The sequence below is a fragment of the Amycolatopsis sp. ATCC 39116 genome, assembly GCF_000231075.2.
Classification (GTDB): domain Bacteria; phylum Actinomycetota; class Actinomycetes; order Mycobacteriales; family Pseudonocardiaceae; genus Amycolatopsis_E; species Amycolatopsis_E tucumanensis.
In genome coordinates, this window is record NZ_AFWY03000006.1 from 246,849 (window position 1) to 267,393 (window position 20,545).

Genomic DNA, 20,545 nt, shown 5'->3' on the forward strand with positions numbered 1-20,545 from the left:
AGTTGACGTGATCCAGCAGGAGTCGCGGCTGCGAGTCGCCGACAACACGGGTGCCAAGGAGATCCTCTGCATCCGCGTGCTCGGTGGCTCGGGACGGCGCTACGCGGGTATCGGCGACATCATCGTCGCCACCGTCAAGGACGCCATCCCGGCTGCCGGGGTGAAGAAGGGTGACGTGGTCAAGGCCGTCGTCGTCCGCACGACGAAGGAGCGGCGTCGCCCGGACGGCTCCTACATCAAGTTCGACGAGAACGCCGCCGTGCTCATCAAGAACGACAACGAGCCGCGCGGCACCCGCATCTTCGGCCCGGTCGGCCGTGAGCTGCGTGACCGCAAGTTCATGAAGATCATCTCGCTGGCGCCGGAGGTGCTCTGATGAAGGTGAAGAAGGGCGACACGGTCGTCGTCATCGCCGGCAAGGACAAGGGCGCCAAGGGCAAGGTCATCAAGGCCTACCCGGAGCGCCAGCGGGTGCTGGTCGAGGGCGTGAACCGGATCAAGAAGCACACCCGGATCTCCCAGACCCAGCGCGGCGCGCAGTCCGGCGGCATCGTGACGCAGGAGGCCCCGATCCACGTGTCGAACGTGATGGTCGTGGACTCCGACGGCAAGCCGACCCGCGTGGGCTACCGCATCGGCGAGGACGGCAAGAAGGTTCGCATCTCGCGCCGGACCGGTAAGGACATCTGATGACGACCGCAGAGAAGATCGTGCCGCGGTTGAAGACGCGGTACCGCGAAGAGATCAAGGGCGAGCTCCGCAGCGAGTTCGGCTACGAGAACGTCCACCAGATCCCGGGCGTGGTCAAGGTCGTCGTCAACATGGGTGTCGGCGACGCCGCGCGGGACAGCAAGCTGATCGACGGTGCGATCCGCGACCTCGCGGCCATCACCGGTCAGAAGCCCGAGGTGCGCCGGGCGCGCAAGTCCATCGCGCAGTTCAAGCTGCGTGAGGGCCAGCCGATCGGTGCGCGCGTGACGCTGCGCGGCGACCGCATGTGGGAGTTCCTGGACCGGCTGCTGACGATCGCGCTGCCGCGTATCCGCGACTTCCGCGGGCTGTCGGCCAAGCAGTTCGACGGCAACGGCAACTACACCTTCGGTCTCAACGAGCAGTCCATGTTCCACGAGATCGACCCCGACTCCATCGACCGCCCGCGCGGCATGGACGTCACCGTTGTCACCACCGCTACCACCGACGACGAGGGCCGCGCGCTGCTCCGCAAGCTCGGCTTCCCGTTCAAGGAGAACTGATGGCCAAGAAGGCTCTGATCGCCAAGGCGGCCCGCAAGCCGAAGTTCAAGGTGCGTGCCTACACGCGCTGCAACAAGTGCGGCCGGCCCCACTCGGTGTTCCGCAAGTTCGGACTGTGCCGGGTTTGCCTGCGCGAGATGGCGCACGCGGGCGAACTCCCCGGTGTGTCCAAGTCCAGCTGGTAGGAACGACAGAAGCTCCCACTTCGCCACAGGCCCTCTGACTAGGGGGAACCAGGCGAGAAAGGTTGAAGGTCACCATGACGATGACCGACCCCATCGCAGACTTCCTGACACGTCTGCGGAACGCCAACTCGGCGTACCACGACGAGGTCGTGGTGCCGCACTCGAAGCTCAAGGCGAACATCGCCGAGATCCTGAAGCGCGAGGGTTACATCTCGGGCTACCGGGACGAGCCGGGTGAGAAGCACAAGAACCTCATCGTGGAACTGAAGTACGGCCGCAACCGCGAGCGCAGCATCGCCGGTCTGCGCCGCGTGTCCAAGCCGGGTCTGCGGGTGTACGCCAAGTCGACCGAGCTGCCGAGCGTGCTGGGCGGGCTGGGCATCGCGATCATCTCGACGTCGGGCGGCCTTCAGACCGACCGGCAGGCCAAGCGCAACGGTGTGGGCGGGGAAGTCCTCGCCTACGTCTGGTAACGGAAGGGAGAGCAGGCATGTCGCGCATCGGTAAGCAGCCGATCACCGTCCCTTCCGGGGTCGAGGTGACCATCGACGGCCAGAACATTTCGGTGAAGGGTCCCAAGGGCACCCTTTCGCACACCATCGCCGAGCCGATCACGGTCGAGCGCGGTGAGGACGGCGCGCTGCTGGTCAAGCGCCCGGACGACGAGCGGGAGAGCCGTGCGCTGCACGGTCTGACCCGCACGCTGGTCAACAACCTGGTCGTGGGTGTGACCGAGGGTTACGAGAAGAAGCTCGAGATCCACGGTGTCGGTTACCGCGTCCAGGCCAAGGGCAGCAACCTCGAGTTCGCCCTCGGCTACAGCCACCCCGTGCTGATCGAGGCGCCGGAGGGCATCACCTTCAAGGTCGAGACCCCGACCCGGTTCTCCGTGTCCGGCATCGACAAGCAGAAGGTCGGCCAGATCGCCGCGGTGATCCGCCGGCTCCGCCGTCCGGACCCGTACAAGGGCAAGGGGCTGCGCTACGAGGGTGAGCGCATCCGTCGCAAGGTCGGAAAGACGGGTAAGTGATCATGAGCGAAACGGCAACGAAGAAGCGGAAGCCGGTCGGCAAGGACATCTCGACCCGGCGCCGCGTCGCGAAGGCGCGCCGTCACTTCCGGCTTCGCAAGAAGGTCGGCGGGACCGCCCAGCGGCCCCGACTGGTCATCCACCGGTCCTCGCGGCACATCACGGTCCAGGTGATCGACGACGTGGCAGGCCACACGGTCGCCTCGGCGTCGAGCCTCGAGGCCGACGTGCGTGCGCTCGAGGGCGACAAGAAGGCCAAGGCCGCCAAGGTCGGCGAGCTCGTGGCCGCCCGTGCCAAGGGTGCGGGCATCTCCAGCGTCGTGTTCGACCGCGGTGGCAACCGCTACCACGGCCGCATCGCCGCGCTGGCCGACGCCGCTCGCGAGGCGGGGTTGGAGTTCTGAGAACCATGCACATGCTCGCGAATGGAAGGAAAGCCTGATGCCGGGACGTACACGGCAGGGCGGTGGACAGGGCGGTCCGGGCGGCAACGACCGCGACCGTCGTGACCGCCGCGACCGCCGCGACGGTGGCCGTGGCGGGGCCGGCCAGGAGAAGACCCCGCACCTCGAGCGCGTCGTCGCGATCAACCGCGTCGCCAAGGTCGTGAAGGGTGGTCGTCGCTTCAGCTTCACCGCCCTGGTGGTCGTCGGTGACGGCGACGGTCAGGTCGGCGTCGGCTACGGCAAGGCCAAGGAAGTTCCCGCGGCCATCGCCAAGGGCGTCGAGGAAGCGAAGAAGAACTTCTTCCGCGTTCCCCGGATCGCCGGCACCATCCCGCACCCGGTCCAGGGTGAGGAGGCCGCCGGTGTGGTCCTGCTCCGCCCGGCCAGCGCCGGTACCGGTGTCATCGCCGGTGGCCCGGTCCGCGCGGTGCTGGAGTGCGCGGGTGTGCACGACGTGCTGTCGAAGTCGCTCGGCTCGGACAACGCGATCAACATCGTGCACGCCACCGTGGCGGCCCTGAAGGGTCTCCAGCGTCCGGAGGAGGTGGCGGCCCGTCGCGGTCTGCCGCTCGAGGACGTCGCGCCGGCCCGGATGCTGCGTCAGCGTGCGGGACAGGGGGTCTGACATGGCTCAGCTCAAGGTGACCCAGGTCAAGAGCAAGATCGGCACCAAGCACAACCACCGGGAGTCCCTGCGGACCCTCGGGCTGCGCAAGATCCGGCAGTCCGTGGTGCGCGAGGACACCCCGGAGGTCCGCGGTCTGATCCACACCGTCCGCCACCTCGTGACTGTTGAGGAGGTCAAGGCATGACGGCCATCAAGATCCACCACCTGCGCCCGGCCCCGGGCGCCAAGCGCGAGAAGATCCGCGTCGGTCGTGGTGAGGGTTCGAAGGGCAAGACCGCCGGTCGCGGTACGAAGGGCACCAAGGCCCGGAAGAACGTGCCCGCCGGTTTCGAGGGTGGGCAGATGCCCATCCACATGCGGCTGCCGAAGCTGCGTGGCTTCAAGAACCGCTTCCGCACCGAGTACCAGCCGGTGAACGTCGGCGACATCGCCCGGGTCTTCCCGGACGGTGGCGACGTCACCAAGGAGCAGCTGGTCGAGCGCGGTCTGGTTCGCAAGAACGAGCTCGTCAAGGTCCTCGGCAACGGCGACCTGAACGGCGTGAAGCTGAACGTCACCGCCGACAAGTTCTCCTCGTCCGCGAAGGAGAAGCTCGAGGCGGCCGGCGGTTCGGCCACCGAGCTCTGAGTTCTGCCTGCGGCAAGGGCCCGCTGGTCTTCGGACCGGCGGGCCCTTTCCTTTGCGTGCTGGTGGTGCCACGATCGGGTGATGTCGTTCCCGGGGGTTCCACCTGGTTACCCGCCGGTGCCGAGCCGTCGACCTGGTTGGCACGGTGGACGTCTGCTGGGCGCCGCGCTGGCGTTGCTCGCCGCCGCGGCCGCCGTCACGGGCTCGTTCTTCGCGTTGTTCGAGGGCGAGCTGCTCTTCCAGGGTGAGCCGCAGCTGTCGCTGACCGTCACCGGGTGGGACCTGACCGCGGAGGCGGCGCAGCCCGGGATCCCGACGAACACCTTCGGCAGCCCGGTCCGCAACGGCTACCTGCTGGCGGCGGCCGGGTTGTTGCTGGTCATCGCGGCGGTGCTGAGCCTGGCCGCGGCTCGCCGCGATTCGTCGCCCGCCCGGAAGTTCGCGGCAGCGCTGGCCACGGCGACCGGCGCGGCCTTCCTCCTCGCGACCGCCGCCGGGATCGTCCTGCAGGGGGTCAGCCTCCACGAGAGCTTCCGCCCGACGGGCGCCGCGGAGGGCGACGGCGATTTCTCGACGAGCGACCGGCTCGGACTCGGGTTCTGGCTGGTCGCCGGCGCCACCCTGGCGGCGATCGTGGCCGCGGTCCTGGCCGCCGCGCGGGGCCGCCGCGCGCCGCAGGACCTGACGACGCCGCGCTACGGGATCCCCGCGCCGTCCGGGTACCAGCCCGGACCCCAGTTCCCGGCCCCGACGAGGCACTGGCCCGGCGGCGAGCCCTACCCGAGCGCCCCGTCTGCGGGACAGGCCATGCCCCTGCCGCACGCCGGCTACCCACCCGGCCCGAGCACGCCCGGGCAGGGCGTAGGGAGTCAGGGCGAGCCGGGCTCGAACGCGGCGGGCCAGGGACTGTCGGGCCAGAGCGGCTGGCGGCCGAACCCGGCAAGCCAGCACCATCCCGCCGGGGCGCAACCGGGGGAGCGCCAAGGGAGCTCGTCGGAAGGCGACCCGCGCGGCGAGGAGCGCCCAAGCTCCTAACGTCCCGCCTATTGGGTAGGTGGGCGCTCGCGTCGCCGCCACCCGCCGCGCCGAGGTCCGGCAGCCGTGCCGGAGTGCGGCACCTCGCGATCCGCCGACATGCTGCCGCCGCTCGTGAGCTGCCGTGCCGCCGCCCGCCCCGAAAAATCAGCCGCCGCTCGTCAGCACAGCCAGTACCGTCACGGCGATGACCTGGTTGCTCGTCTTCCTCGGCGCCGCCATGCTCATCGCCCTCACACCGGGCGCCAACAACCTTCTCGGGCTGCACCACGGCATCCAGCACGGCCTCCCGCAGGCCCTCGCGGGGCTGCTCGGGCGCTTGGCGGCCTTCACGCTCATGATCGGCGCCGTCGCGGCGGGGCTCGGTCAGCTGCTCGCCGCGTCCGAGCCCGCGCTCACCGCTGTCAAGTGGGCCGGTGTCGCCTACCTCGTCTGGCTCGGCGTCCGGCTCCTCCGCAGCAAGCCCCAGCCACCGGCGGAACAACCACCCGGCCCCGTGCTGCGCAAGGAGTTCCTCGTCGCCATCACCAACCCCAAGGCGATCCTCATCTTCACCGCGTTCGTGCCGCAGTTCGTCGACCCCGCACACGGGTCACCCACCGCGCAGATCGCGATCCTCGGCGGCGTCTACCTCGTCGCCGAGTTCCTCGCCGGCACGGCCTACGCCGCGGTCGGCGCCGCGCTCAAGGCTGTCCGTCTGAGCGTCGAAACCCGGCGGAAGCTGGACCGCGGCACCGGAGCGGTCCTGCTCGGCATGGCCGGCACCCTGGCCGCCTCCGGCTCATAACACGGCCTACCTCACAACCCTCCAACGCCCGGCTGTTAGAGTCGGGCGACGCGCTTCGGGGACCGACATGCCCCGGAGCGCTGCTGGCTTGCCAGCGACATGGTGTTCCTGCCGGCCAGCGTGCCGGCCAAGCCGATCGCCGGTGACACCCACCGGCGACGCCGAGGAGGTCCCCCGCGTGCTCAGCGCCTTTCGCTCGGCTCTCGCCACGCCGGACCTGCGCAAGAAGATCCTGTTCACGCTGTTGATCGTGGCCGTGTACCGGATCGGTGCGGTCACCCCGGCGCCCGGGGTCTCCTATCCCAATGTGCAGGCATGCCAGGCCGGTGCCGACCAGTCCGGCATCTACTCCCTGCTGAACCTGTTCAGCGGCGGGGCGCTCCTGCAGCTGTCGATCTTCTCGACCGGCATCATGCCGTACATCACGGCCAGCATCATCATCCAGCTGCTCACCGTCGTCATCCCGCGGTTCGAGGAGCTGAAGAAGGAAGGCCAGGCCGGCCAGGGCAAGCTCACGCAGTACACCCGGTACCTGACGATCGCGCTGGCGATCCTGCAGGCGACCGGTGTGGTGGCGCTCGCCGACCGCGGCCAGCTGTTCCCGGACTGCGCGCAGTCGATCATCCCGGACAACAGCATCTTCTCGCTGGCGCTGATCGTCATCACCATGACGGCGGGCACCGCGGTCATGATGTGGCTGGGCGAGCTCATCACCGAGCGCGGCGTCGGCAACGGCATGTCCGTGCTGATCTTCCTGAACATCGCGGCCCGCATCCCGGCCGAGGGCATGAACATCCTGAACAACCAGGGCGGTCTCGTCTTCGCGCTGGTGTGCCTCTTCGGCCTGGTGATCATCGCCAGCGTCATCTTCGTCGAGCAGGGCCAGCGCCGGATCCCGGTGCAGTACGCCAAGCGGATGATCGGCCGCCGGATGTACGGCGGCACGTCGACCTACCTGCCGATCAAGGTGAACCAGGCCGGTGTCATCCCGGTCATCTTCGCTTCGTCGCTGCTGTACCTGCCGGACCTGATCAGCCGTCTGTTCGGCGACCCGACCAGCGGCTCCGGCTGGCAGGCGTTCCTGCAGACCTACGTGGTCAACCAGTCCAGCTGGGTGCACATCCTGCTGTACTTCGCGCTGATCATCTTCTTCACGTACTTCTACATCACCATCACGTTCAACGTGGATGAGCGCGCGGAGGAGATGAAGAAGTTCGGCGGCTTCATCCCGGGCATCCGCCCCGGTCGGCCGACCGCCGAGTACCTGAGCTTCGTGCTGGGCCGGATCACCTTCCCCGGCTCGCTCTACCTCGGCATCATCGCGATCCTCCCGAACTTCTTCCTGTCCATCACGCAGGAGGGCAACAACCAGAACTTCCCGTTCGGCGGCACCGCCGTGCTGATCATGGTCGGCGTCGGCCTCGACACGGTGAAGCAGATCGAAAGCCAGCTGATGCAGCGGAATTACGAAGGGTTCTTGCGATGACGCGCCTGGTTCTTGTCGGCCCGCCCGGAGCAGGGAAGGGAACTCAGGCGGTAGCGCTGTCGCAGCGGCTCTCCATCCCGCACATCTCCACCGGTGACCTCTTCCGCGCTCACGTGGCGGAGCAGACGCCGCTGGGCGAGGAGGCGAAGCGCTACCTCGACTCGGGCGAGCTGGTCCCGGACAGCGTCACCAACGAGATGGTCCGCGAGCGCCTTGCCGAGTCCGACACCAAGGCCGGCTTCCTGCTGGACGGGTTCCCGCGCAACACCAAGCAGGCCGAGGTCCTCGGCGAGATGCTGGCCGAGTCGGACAGCGCGCTCGACGCGGTCATCCAGCTCGACGTGCCGGAGGACGTCCTGGTCGAGCGCCTGCTGGGCCGCGGCCGCACGGACGACACCGAAGAGGTCATCCGCCGCAGGCAGCAGGTCTACCAGTCGGAGACCGCGCCGCTGCTGGACTACTACCGCGACATCCTGGTCAAGGTGGACGGCGTCGGCGAGGTCGACGAGGTCTCCTCGCGGATCGTGAACGCTCTCGACGCGCGCGCGTGAACCTGGTGCCTTCCGTGCTCCGCCGCCACCGCGGCATCGAGATCAAGACGCCCGGCGAGCTGGACGCGATGCGGGCCGCCGGCATCGTGGTGGCCCGCACCCTCGCGGCTGTCGCCGAGGCCGCCAAGCCCGGCGTCAGCACCGGTGACCTGGACGAGATCGCCGAGCAGACCATCCGCGCGGCCGGCGCGGTGCCCTCGTTCAAGGGCTACCACGGCTTCCCGGCCTCGATCTGCGCGTCGGTGAACGAGCAGGTCGTCCACGGCATCCCGGCGAAGACGACGGTGCTGGCCGAGGGCGACCTGCTGTCCGTGGACTGCGGCGCCATCCTCGACGGCTGGCACGGCGACTCCGCCGTCACCCTCGCCATCGGCGCGGTTTCGGCCGCCGACCAGGCGTTGTCGGCCGCCACCCGCGCCGCGATGCTCGCCGGCATCGAGGCCGCGGTGCCCGGCGCCCGGCTGACCGACATCTCGCACGCCGTGCAGTCCTCCGCCGAGACGTCTTCGGCGGCCGACGGCACCTCCTACGGCCAGATCGTCGAGTACGGCGGGCACGGCATCGGCACCGAGATGCACATGGAGCCGTTCCTGCCCAACGTCGGCAAGCCCGGAAAGGGGCCGAAGCTCAAGCCCGGCATGGCGCTGGCCATCGAGCCGATGCTGACCGGCGGCAGCGCCGAGACCGTCGAGCTCGAGGACGGCTGGACCGTGGTGACCGCGGACGGCTCACGTGCCGCCCACTGGGAGCACACCGTCGCCATCACCGAGGACGGCCCCCGCGTCCTGACCCTGCCCGAAGGCTCCTGACCTGCGGGTTCACCGCTTCCGGTGCGACTTGGGGTATCGTCGGAGTGACGTTGCCTACCACACATCACCCCGCCTCGCGAGGTGCGACACAGGCTGCGTACACTATCTAGCTGGCGTACTCATCACGCCGGTTCCAACGCGCTCGTCAATGCTCGGGTCCTTGGGGTCGGTGCGGCGTGTCCGCCGAACGCAAGAGTTGCCAATTCGGTGCTCTACCAAGTCACGAAACGCGGAGGACATGGCTAAGAAAGACGGGGCCATCGAGGTCGAAGGTCGGGTCATCGAGCCACTCCCCAACGCGATGTTCCGAGTCGAGTTGGAGAACGGTCACAAGGTCCTGGCACACATCAGCGGCAAGATGCGGCAGCACTACATCCGCATCCTCCCGGAAGACCGGGTTGTCGTCGAGCTGTCGCCGTACGACCTGTCTCGTGGGCGGATCGTCTACCGCTACAAGTGACGCGGTGAGCAACGCATAAGGAAGCAGGAGACGTGAAGGTCCAGCCGAGCGTCAAGAAGATCTGCGACAAGTGCAAGGTGATCCGCCGCCACGGCCGGATCATGGTGATCTGCGAGAACCTGCGGCACAAGCAGCGGCAGGGCTGATCACCGCCTGCACCACGCAGAGCGGACGGACAGCTGTATGACCTCCCCGCACCTGCCGGGCCACACGGCCCGGCCGACCCCCGGACTCCAGGCCGGGGCCGGGACACCGGACACGCAAGTGCTCCGGACGACATGCGAGTCGGTCCCGGAACCGGGCGGGGAGCACACCTGGAGCGACGAACAGCAGAAGGAGCATCAAGCGCCATGGCACGACTCGCCGGCGTAGACCTCCCCCGCGAGAAGCGGTTGGAGATCGCGCTGACCTACATCTACGGCATCGGTCGTACGCGCTCGAAGGAGCTCATCGCGGCCACGTCGCTGAACCCGGACACCCGGGTCCGCGACCTGACCGACGACGACCTCGTCAAGCTGCGCGACCACATCGAAGAGAACTTCAAGGTCGAGGGTGACCTCCGCCGCGAGGTGCAGGCCGACATCCGTCGCAAGATCGAGATCGGCTGCTACGAGGGCCTGCGGTGGCGCCGCGGTCTGCCCGTCCGCGGCCAGCGGACCAAGACCAACGCCCGCACCCGCAAGGGTCCGAAGAAGACGGTCGCCGGCAAGAAGAAGGCTGGCAAGAAGTGAGCGTCCAGGGCAAGAAGGTCGTGCGGATCGGCGCCGGGCAGGTGCGCCGCCGCAACAATTCGTGCGTTTCGCCGAAGGCCCTGTATGCCCGCCCGATGGCGCTTCGCCAGCTCTACACCGACGCCGGTTCGCTGATCCGGCGTGGCCAGCAGGAGGCCCGCGAGGCCGCCGCTGCCGCCGCACAGACCGAGAACTCGCGCTAGGCAGGAGAAACCACCCAACATGCCACCCAAGGCTCGCGCCGGGGCCAAGAAGGTCCGGCGGAAGGAAAAGAAGAACGTGGCCCACGGCCACGCTCACATCAAGAGCACCTTCAACAACACCATCGTGTCGATCACCGACCCGAACGGTGCGGTCATCTCGTGGGCCTCCTCCGGCCACGTCGGTTTCAAGGGCTCCCGCAAGTCCACCCCGTTCGCCGCGCAGATGGCGGCCGAGAACGCGGCTCGCAAGGCCGCCGAGCACGGGATGAAGAAGGTCGACGTGTTCGTCAAGGGCCCGGGTTCCGGCCGGGAGACGGCGATCCGTTCGCTGCAGGCCGCCGGTCTCGAGGTCGGCACCATCCAGGACGTGACCCCGCAGCCTCACAACGGCTGCCGCCCGCCCAAGCGGCGCCGGGTCTGAGGAACGGGGAGGAGTAACAACAGATGGCTCGCTACACCGGCCCCGCGACTCGCATCTCGCGGCGCCTCAAGGTTGACCTCGTCGGCGGCGACCAGGCTTTCGAGCGCCGCCCGTACCCGCCCGGCCAGCACGGCCGCGGCCGGGTCAAGGAGTCCGAGTACCTGCTCCAGCTGCAGGAGAAGCAGAAGGCTCGCTACACGTACGGCGTCCTCGAGCGGCAGTTCAGCCGCTACTACAAGGAGGCCGCGCGGCGCCCCGGCAAGACCGGTGAGAACCTGCTGCAGATCCTCGAGTCGCGCCTCGACAACGTCGTGTACCGCGCCGGCCTGGCCCGTACCCGCCGTCAGGCGCGTCAGCTGGTGGCGCACGGTCACTTCACCGTCAACGGCGTGAAGGTGACGATCCCCAGCTACCAGGTCGAGAAGTTCGACATCATCGACGTGCGGCCGAAGTCGCTCCAGATGCTGCCCTTCGTGGCCGCCAAGGAGTCGTTCGGCGACCGGCCGATCCCCGGCTGGCTGCAGGTCGTGCAGTCCAACCTGCGCATCCTGGTGCACCAGCTCCCCGAGCGGGCGCAGATCGACGTTCCGGTCCAGGAACAGCTGATCGTCGAGTACTACTCGAAGTGATCGGCCGCGGCGGCGCGCACCCGCGCGTCGCCGCTCCGCCATCCCTTTCGGCGTCATATGGCGGGCGCCGGCAGGAAAGGAAGAGAAGAAAGTGCTGATTTCCCAGCGACCGGCCCTCGGCGAAGAGCCGATCAACGAGACCCGGTCCCGGTTCACCATCGAGCCGCTGGAGCCCGGCTTCGGGTACACGCTCGGCAACTCGCTGCGGCGCACGCTGCTGTCGTCCATCCCGGGCGCGGCGGTCACCAGCATCCGCATCGACGGTGTGCTGCACGAGTTCACCACCGTCCCCGGGGTGAAGGAAGACGTCACCGACATCATCCTGAACCTCAAGGAACTGGTCGTGTCGTCCGAGGAGGACGAGCCCGTCACCATGTACCTGCGCAAGCAGGGCCCGGGTGAGGTCACCGCGGCCGACATCGTTCCGCCGGCCGGTGTCACCGTGCACAACCAGGATCTGCACATCGCCTCGCTGAACGGCAAGGGCAAGCTGGAGATCGAACTGGTCGTCGAGCGCGGCCGCGGTTACGTGCCCGCTCAGCAGAACAAGCAGGCTGGTGCCGAGATCGGCCGGATCCCGGTCGACTCGATCTACTCGCCGGTGCTGAAGGTCACCTACAAGGTCGAGGCGACCCGTGTCGAGCAGCGCACCGACTTCGACAAGCTGATCCTGGACGTCGAGACCAAGCCGTCGATCACCCCGCGCGACGCCGTCGCGTCGGCCGGTAAGACGCTGGTCGAGCTGTTCGGCCTGGCCCGGGAGCTCAACGTCGACGCCGAGGGCATCGAGATCGGCCCGTCGCCGCAGGAGGCGGACACCATCGCCGCCTACGCGATGCCGATCGAGGACCTGGACCTCACGGTCCGGTCGTACAACTGCCTCAAGCGCGAGGGCATCCACACGGTCGGCGAACTGGTCTCGCGCAGCGAGGCCGACCTGCTCGACATCCGCAACTTCGGCGCGAAGTCGATCGACGAGGTCAAGATGAAGCTCGTCGGCCTCGGCCTGTCGCTGAAGGACAGCCCGCCCGGGTTCGACCCGACCGCGGCTGCTGCCTCCTACGAGGGCGGCGAGAGCTGGTCCGCCGAGGGTGTCGGCGGCCTGTCGGACAACGGCCACGACGACGGCCAGGACTACGCAGAGACGGAGCAGCTGTAAGGACGGCGGCCCGCCTCGCCGAGTGATTCGTGCGGGGCGGGCGCCGGCCTGAAAGCGGCCGGATTTACGAGGAGAAGCAATGCCCACCCCCACGAAGGGCCCCCGTCTCGGTGGATCCGCGGCCCACGAGCGGCTGATGATGGCGAACCTCGCCACGTCGCTGTTCGAGCACGGCAAGATCACCACGACCGAGGCCAAGGCCCGCCGGATGCGGCCGCTCGCCGAGAAGCTGATCACCAAGGCGAAGCGCGGCGACCTGCACAACCGGCGTCAGATCCAGCGCGTGATCCGCGACAAGGACGTGGTTCACAAGCTGCTCGCCGAGATCGGCCCGTTCTTCGCGGACCGCAACGGCGGTTACACCCGGATCACCAAGACGCTGCCGCGCAAGGGCGACAACGCCCCGATGGCGGTCATCGAGCTGGTGTCCGAGAAGACCGTCACCTCGGAGGCGGAGAAGGCGCGGAAGACCAAGTTCGCGAAGGATGAGGCTGCCGCTCCCGCCGCGACCGAGGCCGAGGAGACCAAGGCCGCTGAGGCGACCGACCAGGACGCTGAGGCGCCCGAGTCGGCCACCACCGAGGCGACCGCCGAGCCGGCCGAGGGTGCCGACGACGCTGCTGCCGAGGCCAAGGACGACGCCAAGAAGGACGAGTCCTGACGGCAGAAGTTTCACGCGACGAGCCCGCTGCTCCCTCCGGGGAGGGCGGGCTCGTTCGTCTGCGCTTGGACGTCAGCTACGACGGCACGCAGTTCTCGGGGTGGGCCCGCCAGCCCGGCCGCCGCACGGTGCAGGGCTTGCTGGAGGAGGCGCTGGCGAAGCAGCCGCCCGGGGCCGCGGTGCCGAAGTCGGTCGTGGTGGCCGGCCGCACGGACGCCGGTGTGCACGCGACCGGGCAGGTCGTGCACGTGGACGTGGTGCCGCTGTCCGGGCCGGCCGGACGGCTGGCGGTGGATGACCGGGGGATTCCCGACCTTGAGCGCATGCGGCACCGCTGGAACCGGTTCCTGCCGGGCGACGTGCGAGTGCTGGACGCCCGGGTCGCGCCGGACGGTTTCGACGCCCGGTTCTCCGCGATCCGCAGGCACTACCGTTACCGGGTTTCGGACGCGCCGTGGGGTGTTGATCCACTGCGCCGGTTCGACACCCTGGCCTGGGGCCGCCCGCTGTCGCTGACGGCGATGAACGAGGCTTCCGAGGCGCTGTTGGGCCTGCGGGACTTCGCGGCGTTCTGCAAGCAGCGCGAAGGCGGCACGACGATCCGCGAACTCCAGCGGTTCACGTGGCACCGGATCGATTCGCATGTCGTCGAGGCTGAGGTGTCGGCTGACGCGTTCTGCCACTCGATGGTGCGCAGCCTGGTCGGCGCGATGCTCCTGGTGGGCGACGGCCGTCGCCCGACCGAGTGGCCGGCTGAGTTGTTGCGTGGGGGAGTGCGGGACAGCGCCGTGGCCCCAGCACACGGCCTGACGTTGATCGGCGTGGACTACCCGGCCGACGAGGAACTGGCGGCACGCGCCGAACAGACCCGCAACATGCGAGCGGCCTCCGAGGCAAGCTAGTTATCCACAATCCACAGCGGTTATCCACAGGCTCGTGCATGCGGTGCATGCGGCACGAAAGGCGAGCCGGCAATGCAAGTAGGCCGACTACCCCAACCAGACCTCCCCCGCCCCCGATCCACAGCCGATCTTTAGTCGCCGATCAGCGGGGTCAAGGTACTCTTTCCCGCCTTGACGCCGCTGCTCGGCGACTGAAACACAATCAGGCATCGGGGGCGGGGGTGGTCGTAAGGTGACCGTTCGGCGCCGTGAGGCGCATTTTCCGCGCGACAGCGCGGCTTTAAAGATCAAAAGAGTCCTCGCCGGACGGGCAGGCTCCGGGATGACCAGGGGACCGTTGTTAGCTCACCTCGGGTGGGTGGTCGCTGGGTGGTCATCCCGTCGCCTTCCGGTTTGTGCATATCACCTCGAGCCAGGGCCGCAAGGTTGGCATGTCAACTCACGCCAGCAGAGAGGTTGCGGCCCCGGCTCAAGGTGATCGTCCAGTGTCAGGCGACGGGATGACCACCCAGCTCGGGGTTTTGTTCACAGATCAAGAGCCTCGTCAGTCGCCGCGGCGGACTGGGCCCAGTAGTGACTGTTCCTTCGGTGTGGTGACCAGCCGGAGGGGGCGCCAGAGGTTCTGGCCCAGTGCCACCACCTGGTCGTCCTTCAGCGTGGTCAGCTGCCGCACCATCTGCGGCGGCAGGCGCCAGATCCGGGCTGCCAGCTCGGCCTGTCCGGCGGGCAGCCGCTGCATCAGCACGACGTCCGCGGCGTTCGCGATCGTCGTCGCCTGGGGGTGCAGGTACGGCAGCACGTAAACCGTCGTGTGCCAGGGCGATCGGGGCGGGAACAGGTCCTGCGGCGTCGGCCCGCCGTCGGTCACCACCAGCAGCGGTGCGTCCTCCGAGGGGCGCGGCAGCTCGACCGGCGACAGCCGCCGGATGGTCACCAGCGGCGACGGTCGCCCGTTCGGCTGGTTGCCCGCTGCCTTCGGCAGCACCTGCCACGCGGCCGGCCGCCCGGTCGCGATGGTCACCCACGCGCCGACCGCCATCGCCCGCAGCGCCACCTGCCGCGCCAGGTACAGGCCACCCACCAGCACGATCCGGGTGGGGGTGGCCCTCAGGGCGGAGATGGTCAGCGGCTCGCCCTTGAGGCCCGAGCCGACGACGATGCCGCCGCGGTCACCGGACGGGCTGATCGCGTCCAGCAGCACCGGGTCGACCACGAACTCGGGCGCGACGCCCGTGTTCCGGCCCGGGTCACGAAGCCGCAGGCTCATGCGGTGCCTCCCATCGGCATGGTCGCGGCGAGCCCGTCGATCTGCAGGCCGCGCAGCGGGGTCAGCGACACACCGACGCGTTCGGCGAGCGTGTTGAGCCGCTCGTCGGCGGTGTCCAGCTCACGCGGGTTGCGCGCGCTCAGCCGGACCACGCCGCGCAGGCCGACCTTGCCCTCGTCGTCCGCGGGCGAGATGGACATCGCCACGGTCGACGACAGCGTGCGCACGCTGGTCAGCGCGTTCAGCGTGGTCGTGATCTTGCCCTTGGGCCAGCTGGTGACGGCGTAGCTGGCGTGGCCGATGCCCGCCGCCGTCGCGCTGGTCCAGCTCTCCTTCAGGTTCACCTTCGCGCCGCCACCGACGGCCGCGGTCAGCTCGGCGGCCGAGATCCCGGCCCGCAGCAGCTCGTCCGGGCTGAGCGGCCGGGTCGGCACGCCCTGCGACTCCAGCGCGTTGCGGACGCGGGACAGCGCGCCGATCAAGGCGCGGTGCGCGCCGACGACGCCGCCGCCGCGCTCGCGGACCGCGTCCGGGCACCGGCGCGGGTCGAGCCGGATCGCCACCCACGTGGTGCGTCGCGCCGCGGCCGGCAGCGGCCCGAGGACCTCCAGGTAGGACGTCAGCGCGGGCGAGTCCGCGGGCAGCGCCGCGCTGCCCGGGTAGCAGTGCCAGATCATCTGGATGGAGTCCAGGACGACGCCGCGGTCCTCCAGGCACGGCGCCAGCGCCGACAGCGGCAGGCTCGGCGCGCCGCCGGCCTGCGTGATCAGCGCGGGGGTGGGCTCGACGAGCAGGACCGCGGTCCACGTGCCGTCGTGCCAGGCGAGCCCGACCTCCTGCAGCTCGTGGTCCTTGCCGTGCGCGACCACCAGGTCCGGCACGACGAGCCGCAGCAGGCTGACGCGCACGTCCTCCGGGCCGGTAACGGACACGTCGCCGGTCGCGATGGCCTGGGCGTCGGGCTTCGGCGGCGTCGACACCCGGTCGTGGCTGCGGAACGAGTAGCGCATCGTAAGTCCAGCCCATTGGGTGAACCACTGACCACGCCACCGCAGGATCGCGATGATCAGCGCGGCGCCGAGGACGCCGATGCCGACGTAGAGCAGCGACTCGTTGATCGCGATGAGGATCAGCCCGATCGCGAGGCCGATCTCGAGCACCACGAGGTTGGTCACCGGGATCGGGCCGAGCCGGGTGTTCAGGACGCGGCGGCGAGCCGGGGGAGCGACCGGCGCGGGACGTTCGGGGGGCGGCTGTGCCGGCGGCGGCCCACCCTGACCGCCCGGGCCACCGGGTCCACCAGGACCACCGGGTCCACCCGGACCACCAGGTCCGCGACCACCTGGACCGCCGGGCCCACCGGGGCCTCCGGGTCCCTGCGGGCCGCGTGGTCCGGCGGGTCCTCCCGGCCCGCCCGGCACGCCGCCACGCGGTGGCGGGCCCGGCGGACGGCCCCTCGGCGGCGGTGAACCCGGGGGCCCACCCGGACGTGGCGGAGTGGTGACGGACATCCGCTCGTTCTTCCCCTCGTACCTACAGCGATCCCGGCAAGCCGGTCGGCCGGGAACCCGACCCTAGCCGGAGTTGGGAGAAACCCACACCGGCGGAGATCCCGTACCGCTATCCTGCGGAACCGTACCGCGACTCGGGGAGCAGTAGGTCGAGAATGCCGTCAACACCGACAACGAAATCGCAAGTTCACGCTTACCAGTTCGTGCTGCGCCGCATGCAGTCCGCGCTGGTGCGGCGTGACTCGGTCATGCTCCACGATCCGATGCGGACCCACGGCAGAGCGACGATCGTCGGGTTCATCCTGGCGCTGCTCGGTGTCGTCGGTTTCGTGATCTTCGGGTTGATCAGCCCGAAACCGGCAGTGCCGGACTCGGGCAACATCGTGATCGGCAAGGAGTCCGGCGCGATCTACGTCGTCACCGGCAACCCGAAGCAGCTGGTCCCGACCTTCAACCTGGCCTCGGCGCGGCTGTTGCTGATGTCGCAGCAGGGGCAGGGCGCCTCCGCGGCGGCGACCGCGGTGGAGCCGTCGGTGGTCCCGGACGACCAGCTCAAGGACATCCCGCGCGGGCGGCTGACGGGCATTGTGGACGGTCCGCAGCTGCTGCCGACCACGTCGCAGCGGGTGTCCGACGACTGGGCGGTGTGCGACCAGCTGACGATCCGGTCGGACCTGCCGAGCCAGCTGGCGTTGCAGCAGGCGACGAACGCCACGACGGTGCTCGCCGGTGTGCCCAACCCCGGACGTGAGCTGGGCGACAACGAGGCCGTGCTGGCCGTCGGCGACAACGACAAGCCGTACCTGATCTACCGCCTGGAGCGGAACCCGAACCAGCCGAACGCGAACACCGTGCGGGCGGAGCTGGACCCGGGCCGCGCCGGTGTCTACACGGCACTGGGCCTGAACCCGCAGAACGCGCGCCGCATCTCCATCGGCCTGCTGAACGCCATCCCGCAGGTGACGCCGTTCACGCCGCCGACCATCCCCGGCAAGGGCAGCGCGACGCAGTTCCAGGCGCTGGACCTGGCCGGACTCAACGTGGGTGACGTGTTCGCGGTGTCGTTCTCGGACGGCACGCGAAGCAGCTACGTGGTCCTGCAGAACGGGATCCAGCGCGTGTCGCCCGCCGTCGCGGACCTGATCCGGTTTTCGGGCAGCTCGACCGCCGCGCCGCGCCCGCAGGAGCTGTCGCCGAACACGATCACGTCGATCCGCCAGATCCAGTCCGGCGACAGCGACGCGCTCAAGGTCGACACCATGCCGAACACCATCCCGACCGTGCTCGACCCCACGCAGACCCCGGTGACCTGCCTCGGCTGGAACGTGGTGAACCCCGGCGACCCGACGACCGAGGACCAGCACACGGCCGTCTACGTCGGAACGCAGCTCCCGGTCCCGGCCGACGCGAAGCTGATCCAGATCGGCCAGCCCAGCCCGGACGGCCTGAAGATCGACAACTTCTACATGCCCCCGGGCCGCGGAGCGGTCATCCGGTCGGCGACGTCGAAGCAGTCCTTCGCCACGGGCCCCATCTCACTGGTGACCGACCGGGGCCTGCGGTACGGCGTCCCCGACGCGAACACCGCCAACGCACTGGGCCTGACCGACCCACGGCCGGCGCCGGACGCCATCGTGCGCCTCCTGCCCACCGGAGCGTCCCTGAACGTGCAGGACGCCCAGCGGAGCTACGACTCGGTGCCGGTCTCGCCGAACGCCGGGAGCTTCCCGTCGCAGCAGCAACAGGCGTCCGGAAACACCGGCACATCAGGCAACTAGTCCACAAGAGACAGCGGCCCTCAAGCAAAGCGGAGGGCCGCTTTTCTTTTCTCCGCCACCAAACCGCCACCCGGCAACGCAAAGCAGGCGACTACCCCAACCAGACCTCCCCCGCCCCGATCCACAGCCGATCTTTAGTCGCCGACCAGTCGTGTCAAGGCACGCTTTCCCGCCTTGACACGGCTGCTCGGCGACTGAAACACAATCAGGCATCGGGGGCGGGGGTGGTCGGAAGGTGACCGCTTGGCGCCGTGAGGCGCTGTTTCCGCGCGTAGGCGCGGGTTTAAAGATCAAAAGAGTCCTCGCCGGACGGGCAGGCTCCGGGATGACCAGGGGTGGGGTGCCTCGGTTCAGCTCGGGTGGGTGGTCGCTGGGTGGTCATCCCGTCGCCTTCCGGTTTGTGCATATCACCTTGAGCCAGGGCCGCAAGGTTGGCATGTCCGGCCGCCGGAAAGCACGGAGGTTGCGGCCCTGGCTCAAGGTGATCGTCCAGTGTCAGGCGACGGGATGACCACCCAGCTGCCTTGGGTTCAAAGATCAGGCCCGCGTGCGGCGGATGGTCCTCATCACGAACATGACGACCAGCAGGACCACCAGACCCCCGCCGGTGCCTGCCAGCGCCACGATCATCGGCGTCCAGTTCTTCGGGTTCGCCTCCGGGAGCCCGGACGGCAGCTGCCGTCCCGCCTCCGCGGCCAGGCCCTCCTCGGCGGGCACGATCGCCGTCAGCGCCGCCACCGGGTTGACCACGCCAAAACCGGTGAAGTTGTCCCGGCCGCCCTGCGCGCCCGGGTGCTGCGCGGTCACCCGGATCCGGTTCATGATCTGCCGCGCGTTCAGGTTCGGGTACTGCGCCGCCACCAGCGCCGCCACCCCGGCCACGTACGGCGCCGCGAAGCTCGTCCCTTGGATGGGCGTCGCCTTGTCGTTCTCGATCGTCTGGTTCGCCAGCTGCGACGAGCCCTTCGACGGGTCCAGCGAGATGATGTTCGTGCCCGGCGCGGCCACGCTCACCCACGGCCCGTGCACGCTGAACGGCGCCACCCCGCAGGTCTCGTCGATCGCCGCCACCGACAGCACGTCGTCGGAGAACCACGGCGGCGTCACGATCGACCGGGGCTTGTTCGGGTCGGCCTGGTCGTTCTGCGGGCACGTCTCGGACGTGTTGCCCGCCGCGGCCACGACCACCACGTTCCGGTCCACCGCATACCGCACCGCGGCCTGGATCGCCCGCTCGCCGTCGGTGATCGAGCCGTCCGCGGGGCGGCAGTTGTCCACCGACATGTTGATCACGTCGACGTTCAGGTTCACCGCACGCACGATCGCCTGCGCCAGCGACAGCGTGGTGCCCGCGCCGTTCGCGTCGTTCTGCTGCCGTCCACCGGTCTGCTGGCCGCTGGTGCCGCCCGCCGAGTCCGGTTTGGAGTAGTTCTGGCTGGACTGCCGGATCGACACGATCGTCGAGTCGGGCGCGACGCCGGTGAACCCGATCTGGTCCTGCGGCGTCTGCGCGGCGATGATCCCGGCCACCTCGGTGCCGTGGCCGTCGCAGTCGTTCAGGCCGTTGTCACCGGCCGAAACGTAGTCGCCGCCGCCCTCCAGCCGGGGCAGGTACGGGTGCCGGGTGACGCCGGTGTCGATCACCGCGACCCGGATGCCGCCTCCCGCCGAACCGGTCTTGGCGCGGGCGAGCTGCTGGGCCTCTTCAATCTGGAGGTACTGCTGGCCCCACGGCTTCTCCCGCAGCACGACCTCCTTCTGCCCGAGGTCACGCGTCACGCAGGCGTTCTTCTGCTGGTAGTCGAAGCTGTTGCGGCCACCGTTGTCGCTGGGCAGGTAGCTGGCGACGAACGGCGGCGGCACCGCCCAGTACCCGTCGGAGCCGGTGCCGCCCGTCTGCGCCTGTGCCGTCCCGGTCGCCAGGACGCCGATCGACCCCGCCAGCAGGACGGTCGCCGTCCGGCCGGGCGCACCGAGTCTCCGCAC

29 protein-coding genes are annotated in these 20,545 nt (G+C 69.3%); 25 read left to right on the forward strand and 4 right to left on the reverse strand.

Going from position 1 to position 20,545, the window contains the following annotated elements; genetic code table 11:
- The first annotated feature begins 7 nt into the window (after window positions 1-7).
- The 24 genes from rplN (at window position 8) to truA (ending at window position 14,003) form a co-directional block, all read left to right on the forward strand.
- Window positions 8-376: a 50S ribosomal protein L14 gene (gene rplN, locus AMY39116_RS0310155; protein ID WP_017986615.1), complete on the forward strand. Its 369-nt coding sequence runs from the start codon at window positions 8-10 to the stop codon at window positions 374-376.
- The gene (gene rplX / locus AMY39116_RS0310160) at window positions 376-690 is read left to right on the forward strand and encodes a 50S ribosomal protein L24 (RefSeq protein WP_017986616.1); all 315 of its coding nucleotides are present in this window, start codon (window positions 376-378) and stop codon (window positions 688-690) included. Before rplN ends, rplX begins: the two co-directional genes overlap by 1 nt.
- The gene (gene rplE / locus AMY39116_RS0310165) at window positions 690-1,253 is read left to right on the forward strand and encodes a 50S ribosomal protein L5 (protein WP_017986617.1); all 564 of its coding nucleotides are present in this window, start codon (window positions 690-692) and stop codon (window positions 1,251-1,253) included. The genes rplX and rplE overlap by 1 nt, the downstream gene beginning before the upstream one ends.
- A complete protein-coding gene (locus AMY39116_RS0310170) occupies window positions 1,253-1,438 on the forward strand; it encodes a type Z 30S ribosomal protein S14 (protein WP_017986618.1) in 186 nt (61 codons plus the stop codon). Before rplE ends, AMY39116_RS0310170 begins: the two co-directional genes overlap by 1 nt.
- Window positions 1,439-1,512: 74 nt before the next feature.
- Window positions 1,513-1,911, forward strand: coding sequence for a 30S ribosomal protein S8 (rpsH, locus tag AMY39116_RS0310175; RefSeq protein ID WP_020417564.1), 399 nt, complete (start codon window positions 1,513-1,515; stop codon window positions 1,909-1,911).
- 17 nt (window positions 1,912-1,928) lie between these two features.
- Entirely contained in the window at window positions 1,929-2,468 is a 540-nt protein-coding gene (gene rplF, locus AMY39116_RS0310180) for a 50S ribosomal protein L6 (protein ID WP_020417565.1), read from the forward strand.
- Window positions 2,469-2,470: 2 nt separating this feature from the next.
- On the forward strand, window positions 2,471-2,872 hold the full coding sequence (gene rplR / locus AMY39116_RS0310185; RefSeq protein ID WP_027932626.1) for a 50S ribosomal protein L18: 402 nt from the start codon (window positions 2,471-2,473) through the stop codon (window positions 2,870-2,872).
- Between the two features lie 37 nt (window positions 2,873-2,909).
- On the forward strand, window positions 2,910-3,539 hold the full coding sequence (gene rpsE / locus AMY39116_RS0310190) for a 30S ribosomal protein S5 (protein ID WP_017986622.1): 630 nt from the start codon (window positions 2,910-2,912) through the stop codon (window positions 3,537-3,539).
- A 1-nt stretch (window position 3,540) separates the two neighbouring features.
- Window positions 3,541-3,726 carry a 50S ribosomal protein L30 gene (gene rpmD / locus AMY39116_RS0310195; protein WP_020417566.1) on the forward strand — a complete coding sequence of 62 codons (186 nt, stop codon included), beginning with the start codon at window positions 3,541-3,543 and terminating at the stop codon, window positions 3,724-3,726.
- Window positions 3,723-4,169, forward strand: a complete 447-nt coding sequence (gene rplO, locus AMY39116_RS0310200; protein ID WP_020417567.1) for a 50S ribosomal protein L15 — start codon at window positions 3,723-3,725, stop codon at window positions 4,167-4,169. The genes rpmD and rplO overlap by 4 nt, the downstream gene beginning before the upstream one ends.
- Before the next feature lie 81 nt (window positions 4,170-4,250).
- A complete protein-coding gene (locus AMY39116_RS0310205; protein WP_157358497.1) occupies window positions 4,251-5,204 on the forward strand; it encodes a hypothetical protein in 954 nt (317 codons plus the stop codon).
- A 187-nt stretch (window positions 5,205-5,391) separates the two neighbouring features.
- Complete coding sequence (locus AMY39116_RS0310210) at window positions 5,392-5,991, forward strand: LysE family translocator (RefSeq protein WP_020417568.1); 600 nt, start codon at window positions 5,392-5,394, stop codon at window positions 5,989-5,991.
- Window positions 5,992-6,169: 178 nt separating this feature from the next.
- Window positions 6,170-7,477, forward strand: coding sequence for a preprotein translocase subunit SecY (secY, locus tag AMY39116_RS0310215; RefSeq protein ID WP_027935791.1), 1,308 nt, complete (start codon window positions 6,170-6,172; stop codon window positions 7,475-7,477).
- Window positions 7,474-8,028, forward strand: a complete 555-nt coding sequence (locus AMY39116_RS0310220) for an adenylate kinase (protein ID WP_026153762.1) — start codon at window positions 7,474-7,476, stop codon at window positions 8,026-8,028. The genes secY and AMY39116_RS0310220 overlap by 4 nt, the downstream gene beginning before the upstream one ends.
- The gene (gene map, locus AMY39116_RS0310225) at window positions 8,025-8,837 is read left to right on the forward strand and encodes a type I methionyl aminopeptidase (protein ID WP_020417570.1); all 813 of its coding nucleotides are present in this window, start codon (window positions 8,025-8,027) and stop codon (window positions 8,835-8,837) included. Before AMY39116_RS0310220 ends, map begins: the two co-directional genes overlap by 4 nt.
- A gap of 238 nt (window positions 8,838-9,075) precedes the next feature.
- Complete coding sequence (infA, locus tag AMY39116_RS0310230) at window positions 9,076-9,297, forward strand: translation initiation factor IF-1 (protein WP_005443304.1); 222 nt, start codon at window positions 9,076-9,078, stop codon at window positions 9,295-9,297.
- Between the two features lie 32 nt (window positions 9,298-9,329).
- Window positions 9,330-9,443, forward strand: a complete 114-nt coding sequence (rpmJ, locus tag AMY39116_RS0310235; protein ID WP_004558882.1) for a 50S ribosomal protein L36 — start codon at window positions 9,330-9,332, stop codon at window positions 9,441-9,443.
- A 204-nt stretch (window positions 9,444-9,647) separates the two neighbouring features.
- Window positions 9,648-10,028 carry a 30S ribosomal protein S13 gene (gene rpsM / locus AMY39116_RS0310240; protein WP_017986631.1) on the forward strand — a complete coding sequence of 127 codons (381 nt, stop codon included), beginning with the start codon at window positions 9,648-9,650 and terminating at the stop codon, window positions 10,026-10,028.
- A complete protein-coding gene (locus AMY39116_RS0310245; RefSeq protein ID WP_017986632.1) occupies window positions 10,025-10,231 on the forward strand; it encodes a hypothetical protein in 207 nt (68 codons plus the stop codon). Before rpsM ends, AMY39116_RS0310245 begins: the two co-directional genes overlap by 4 nt.
- 19 nt (window positions 10,232-10,250) lie before the next feature.
- A complete protein-coding gene (gene rpsK / locus AMY39116_RS0310250) occupies window positions 10,251-10,652 on the forward strand; it encodes a 30S ribosomal protein S11 (RefSeq protein ID WP_017986633.1) in 402 nt (133 codons plus the stop codon).
- Between the two features lie 23 nt (window positions 10,653-10,675).
- Window positions 10,676-11,281 carry a 30S ribosomal protein S4 gene (gene rpsD, locus AMY39116_RS0310255; protein ID WP_020417571.1) on the forward strand — a complete coding sequence of 202 codons (606 nt, stop codon included), beginning with the start codon at window positions 10,676-10,678 and terminating at the stop codon, window positions 11,279-11,281.
- A 91-nt stretch (window positions 11,282-11,372) separates the two neighbouring features.
- Complete coding sequence (locus AMY39116_RS0310260; RefSeq protein ID WP_017986635.1) at window positions 11,373-12,440, forward strand: DNA-directed RNA polymerase subunit alpha; 1,068 nt, start codon at window positions 11,373-11,375, stop codon at window positions 12,438-12,440.
- 79 nt (window positions 12,441-12,519) lie between these two features.
- A complete protein-coding gene (rplQ, locus tag AMY39116_RS0310265) occupies window positions 12,520-13,101 on the forward strand; it encodes a 50S ribosomal protein L17 (RefSeq protein WP_027935793.1) in 582 nt (193 codons plus the stop codon).
- Window positions 13,102-13,166: 65 nt separating this feature from the next.
- On the forward strand, window positions 13,167-14,003 hold the full coding sequence (truA, locus tag AMY39116_RS0310270) for a tRNA pseudouridine(38-40) synthase TruA (protein ID WP_020417573.1): 837 nt from the start codon (window positions 13,167-13,169) through the stop codon (window positions 14,001-14,003).
- A gap of 544 nt (window positions 14,004-14,547) precedes the next feature.
- On the opposite strand, the gene AMY39116_RS0310275 is transcribed toward truA, so the two are convergent.
- From AMY39116_RS0310275 to AMY39116_RS46020, 3 genes are read right to left on the reverse strand one after another with little or no spacing between them, the layout of a single operon-like run.
- Window positions 14,548-15,270, reverse strand: a complete 723-nt coding sequence (locus AMY39116_RS0310275; RefSeq protein ID WP_020417574.1) for a hypothetical protein — start codon at window positions 15,268-15,270, stop codon at window positions 14,548-14,550.
- Window positions 15,267-16,445, reverse strand: coding sequence for a type VII secretion protein EccE (gene eccE / locus AMY39116_RS0310280; RefSeq protein ID WP_020417575.1), 1,179 nt, complete (start codon window positions 16,443-16,445; stop codon window positions 15,267-15,269). The genes AMY39116_RS0310275 and eccE overlap by 4 nt, the downstream gene beginning before the upstream one ends.
- Window positions 16,446-16,468: 23 nt before the next feature.
- On the reverse strand, window positions 16,469-16,630 hold the full coding sequence (locus AMY39116_RS46020) for a hypothetical protein (RefSeq protein ID WP_157358498.1): 162 nt from the start codon (window positions 16,628-16,630) through the stop codon (window positions 16,469-16,471).
- A 306-nt stretch (window positions 16,631-16,936) separates the two neighbouring features.
- On the opposite strand from AMY39116_RS46020, the gene eccB reads away from it, so the two are divergent.
- Window positions 16,937-18,559 carry a type VII secretion protein EccB gene (gene eccB / locus AMY39116_RS0310290; RefSeq protein ID WP_027935795.1) on the forward strand — a complete coding sequence of 541 codons (1,623 nt, stop codon included), beginning with the start codon at window positions 16,937-16,939 and terminating at the stop codon, window positions 18,557-18,559.
- Window positions 18,560-19,096: 537 nt separating this feature from the next.
- On the opposite strand, the gene mycP is transcribed toward eccB, so the two are convergent.
- Window positions 19,097-20,545, reverse strand: a complete 1,449-nt coding sequence (gene mycP, locus AMY39116_RS0310295; protein ID WP_020417578.1) for a type VII secretion-associated serine protease mycosin — start codon at window positions 20,543-20,545, stop codon at window positions 19,097-19,099.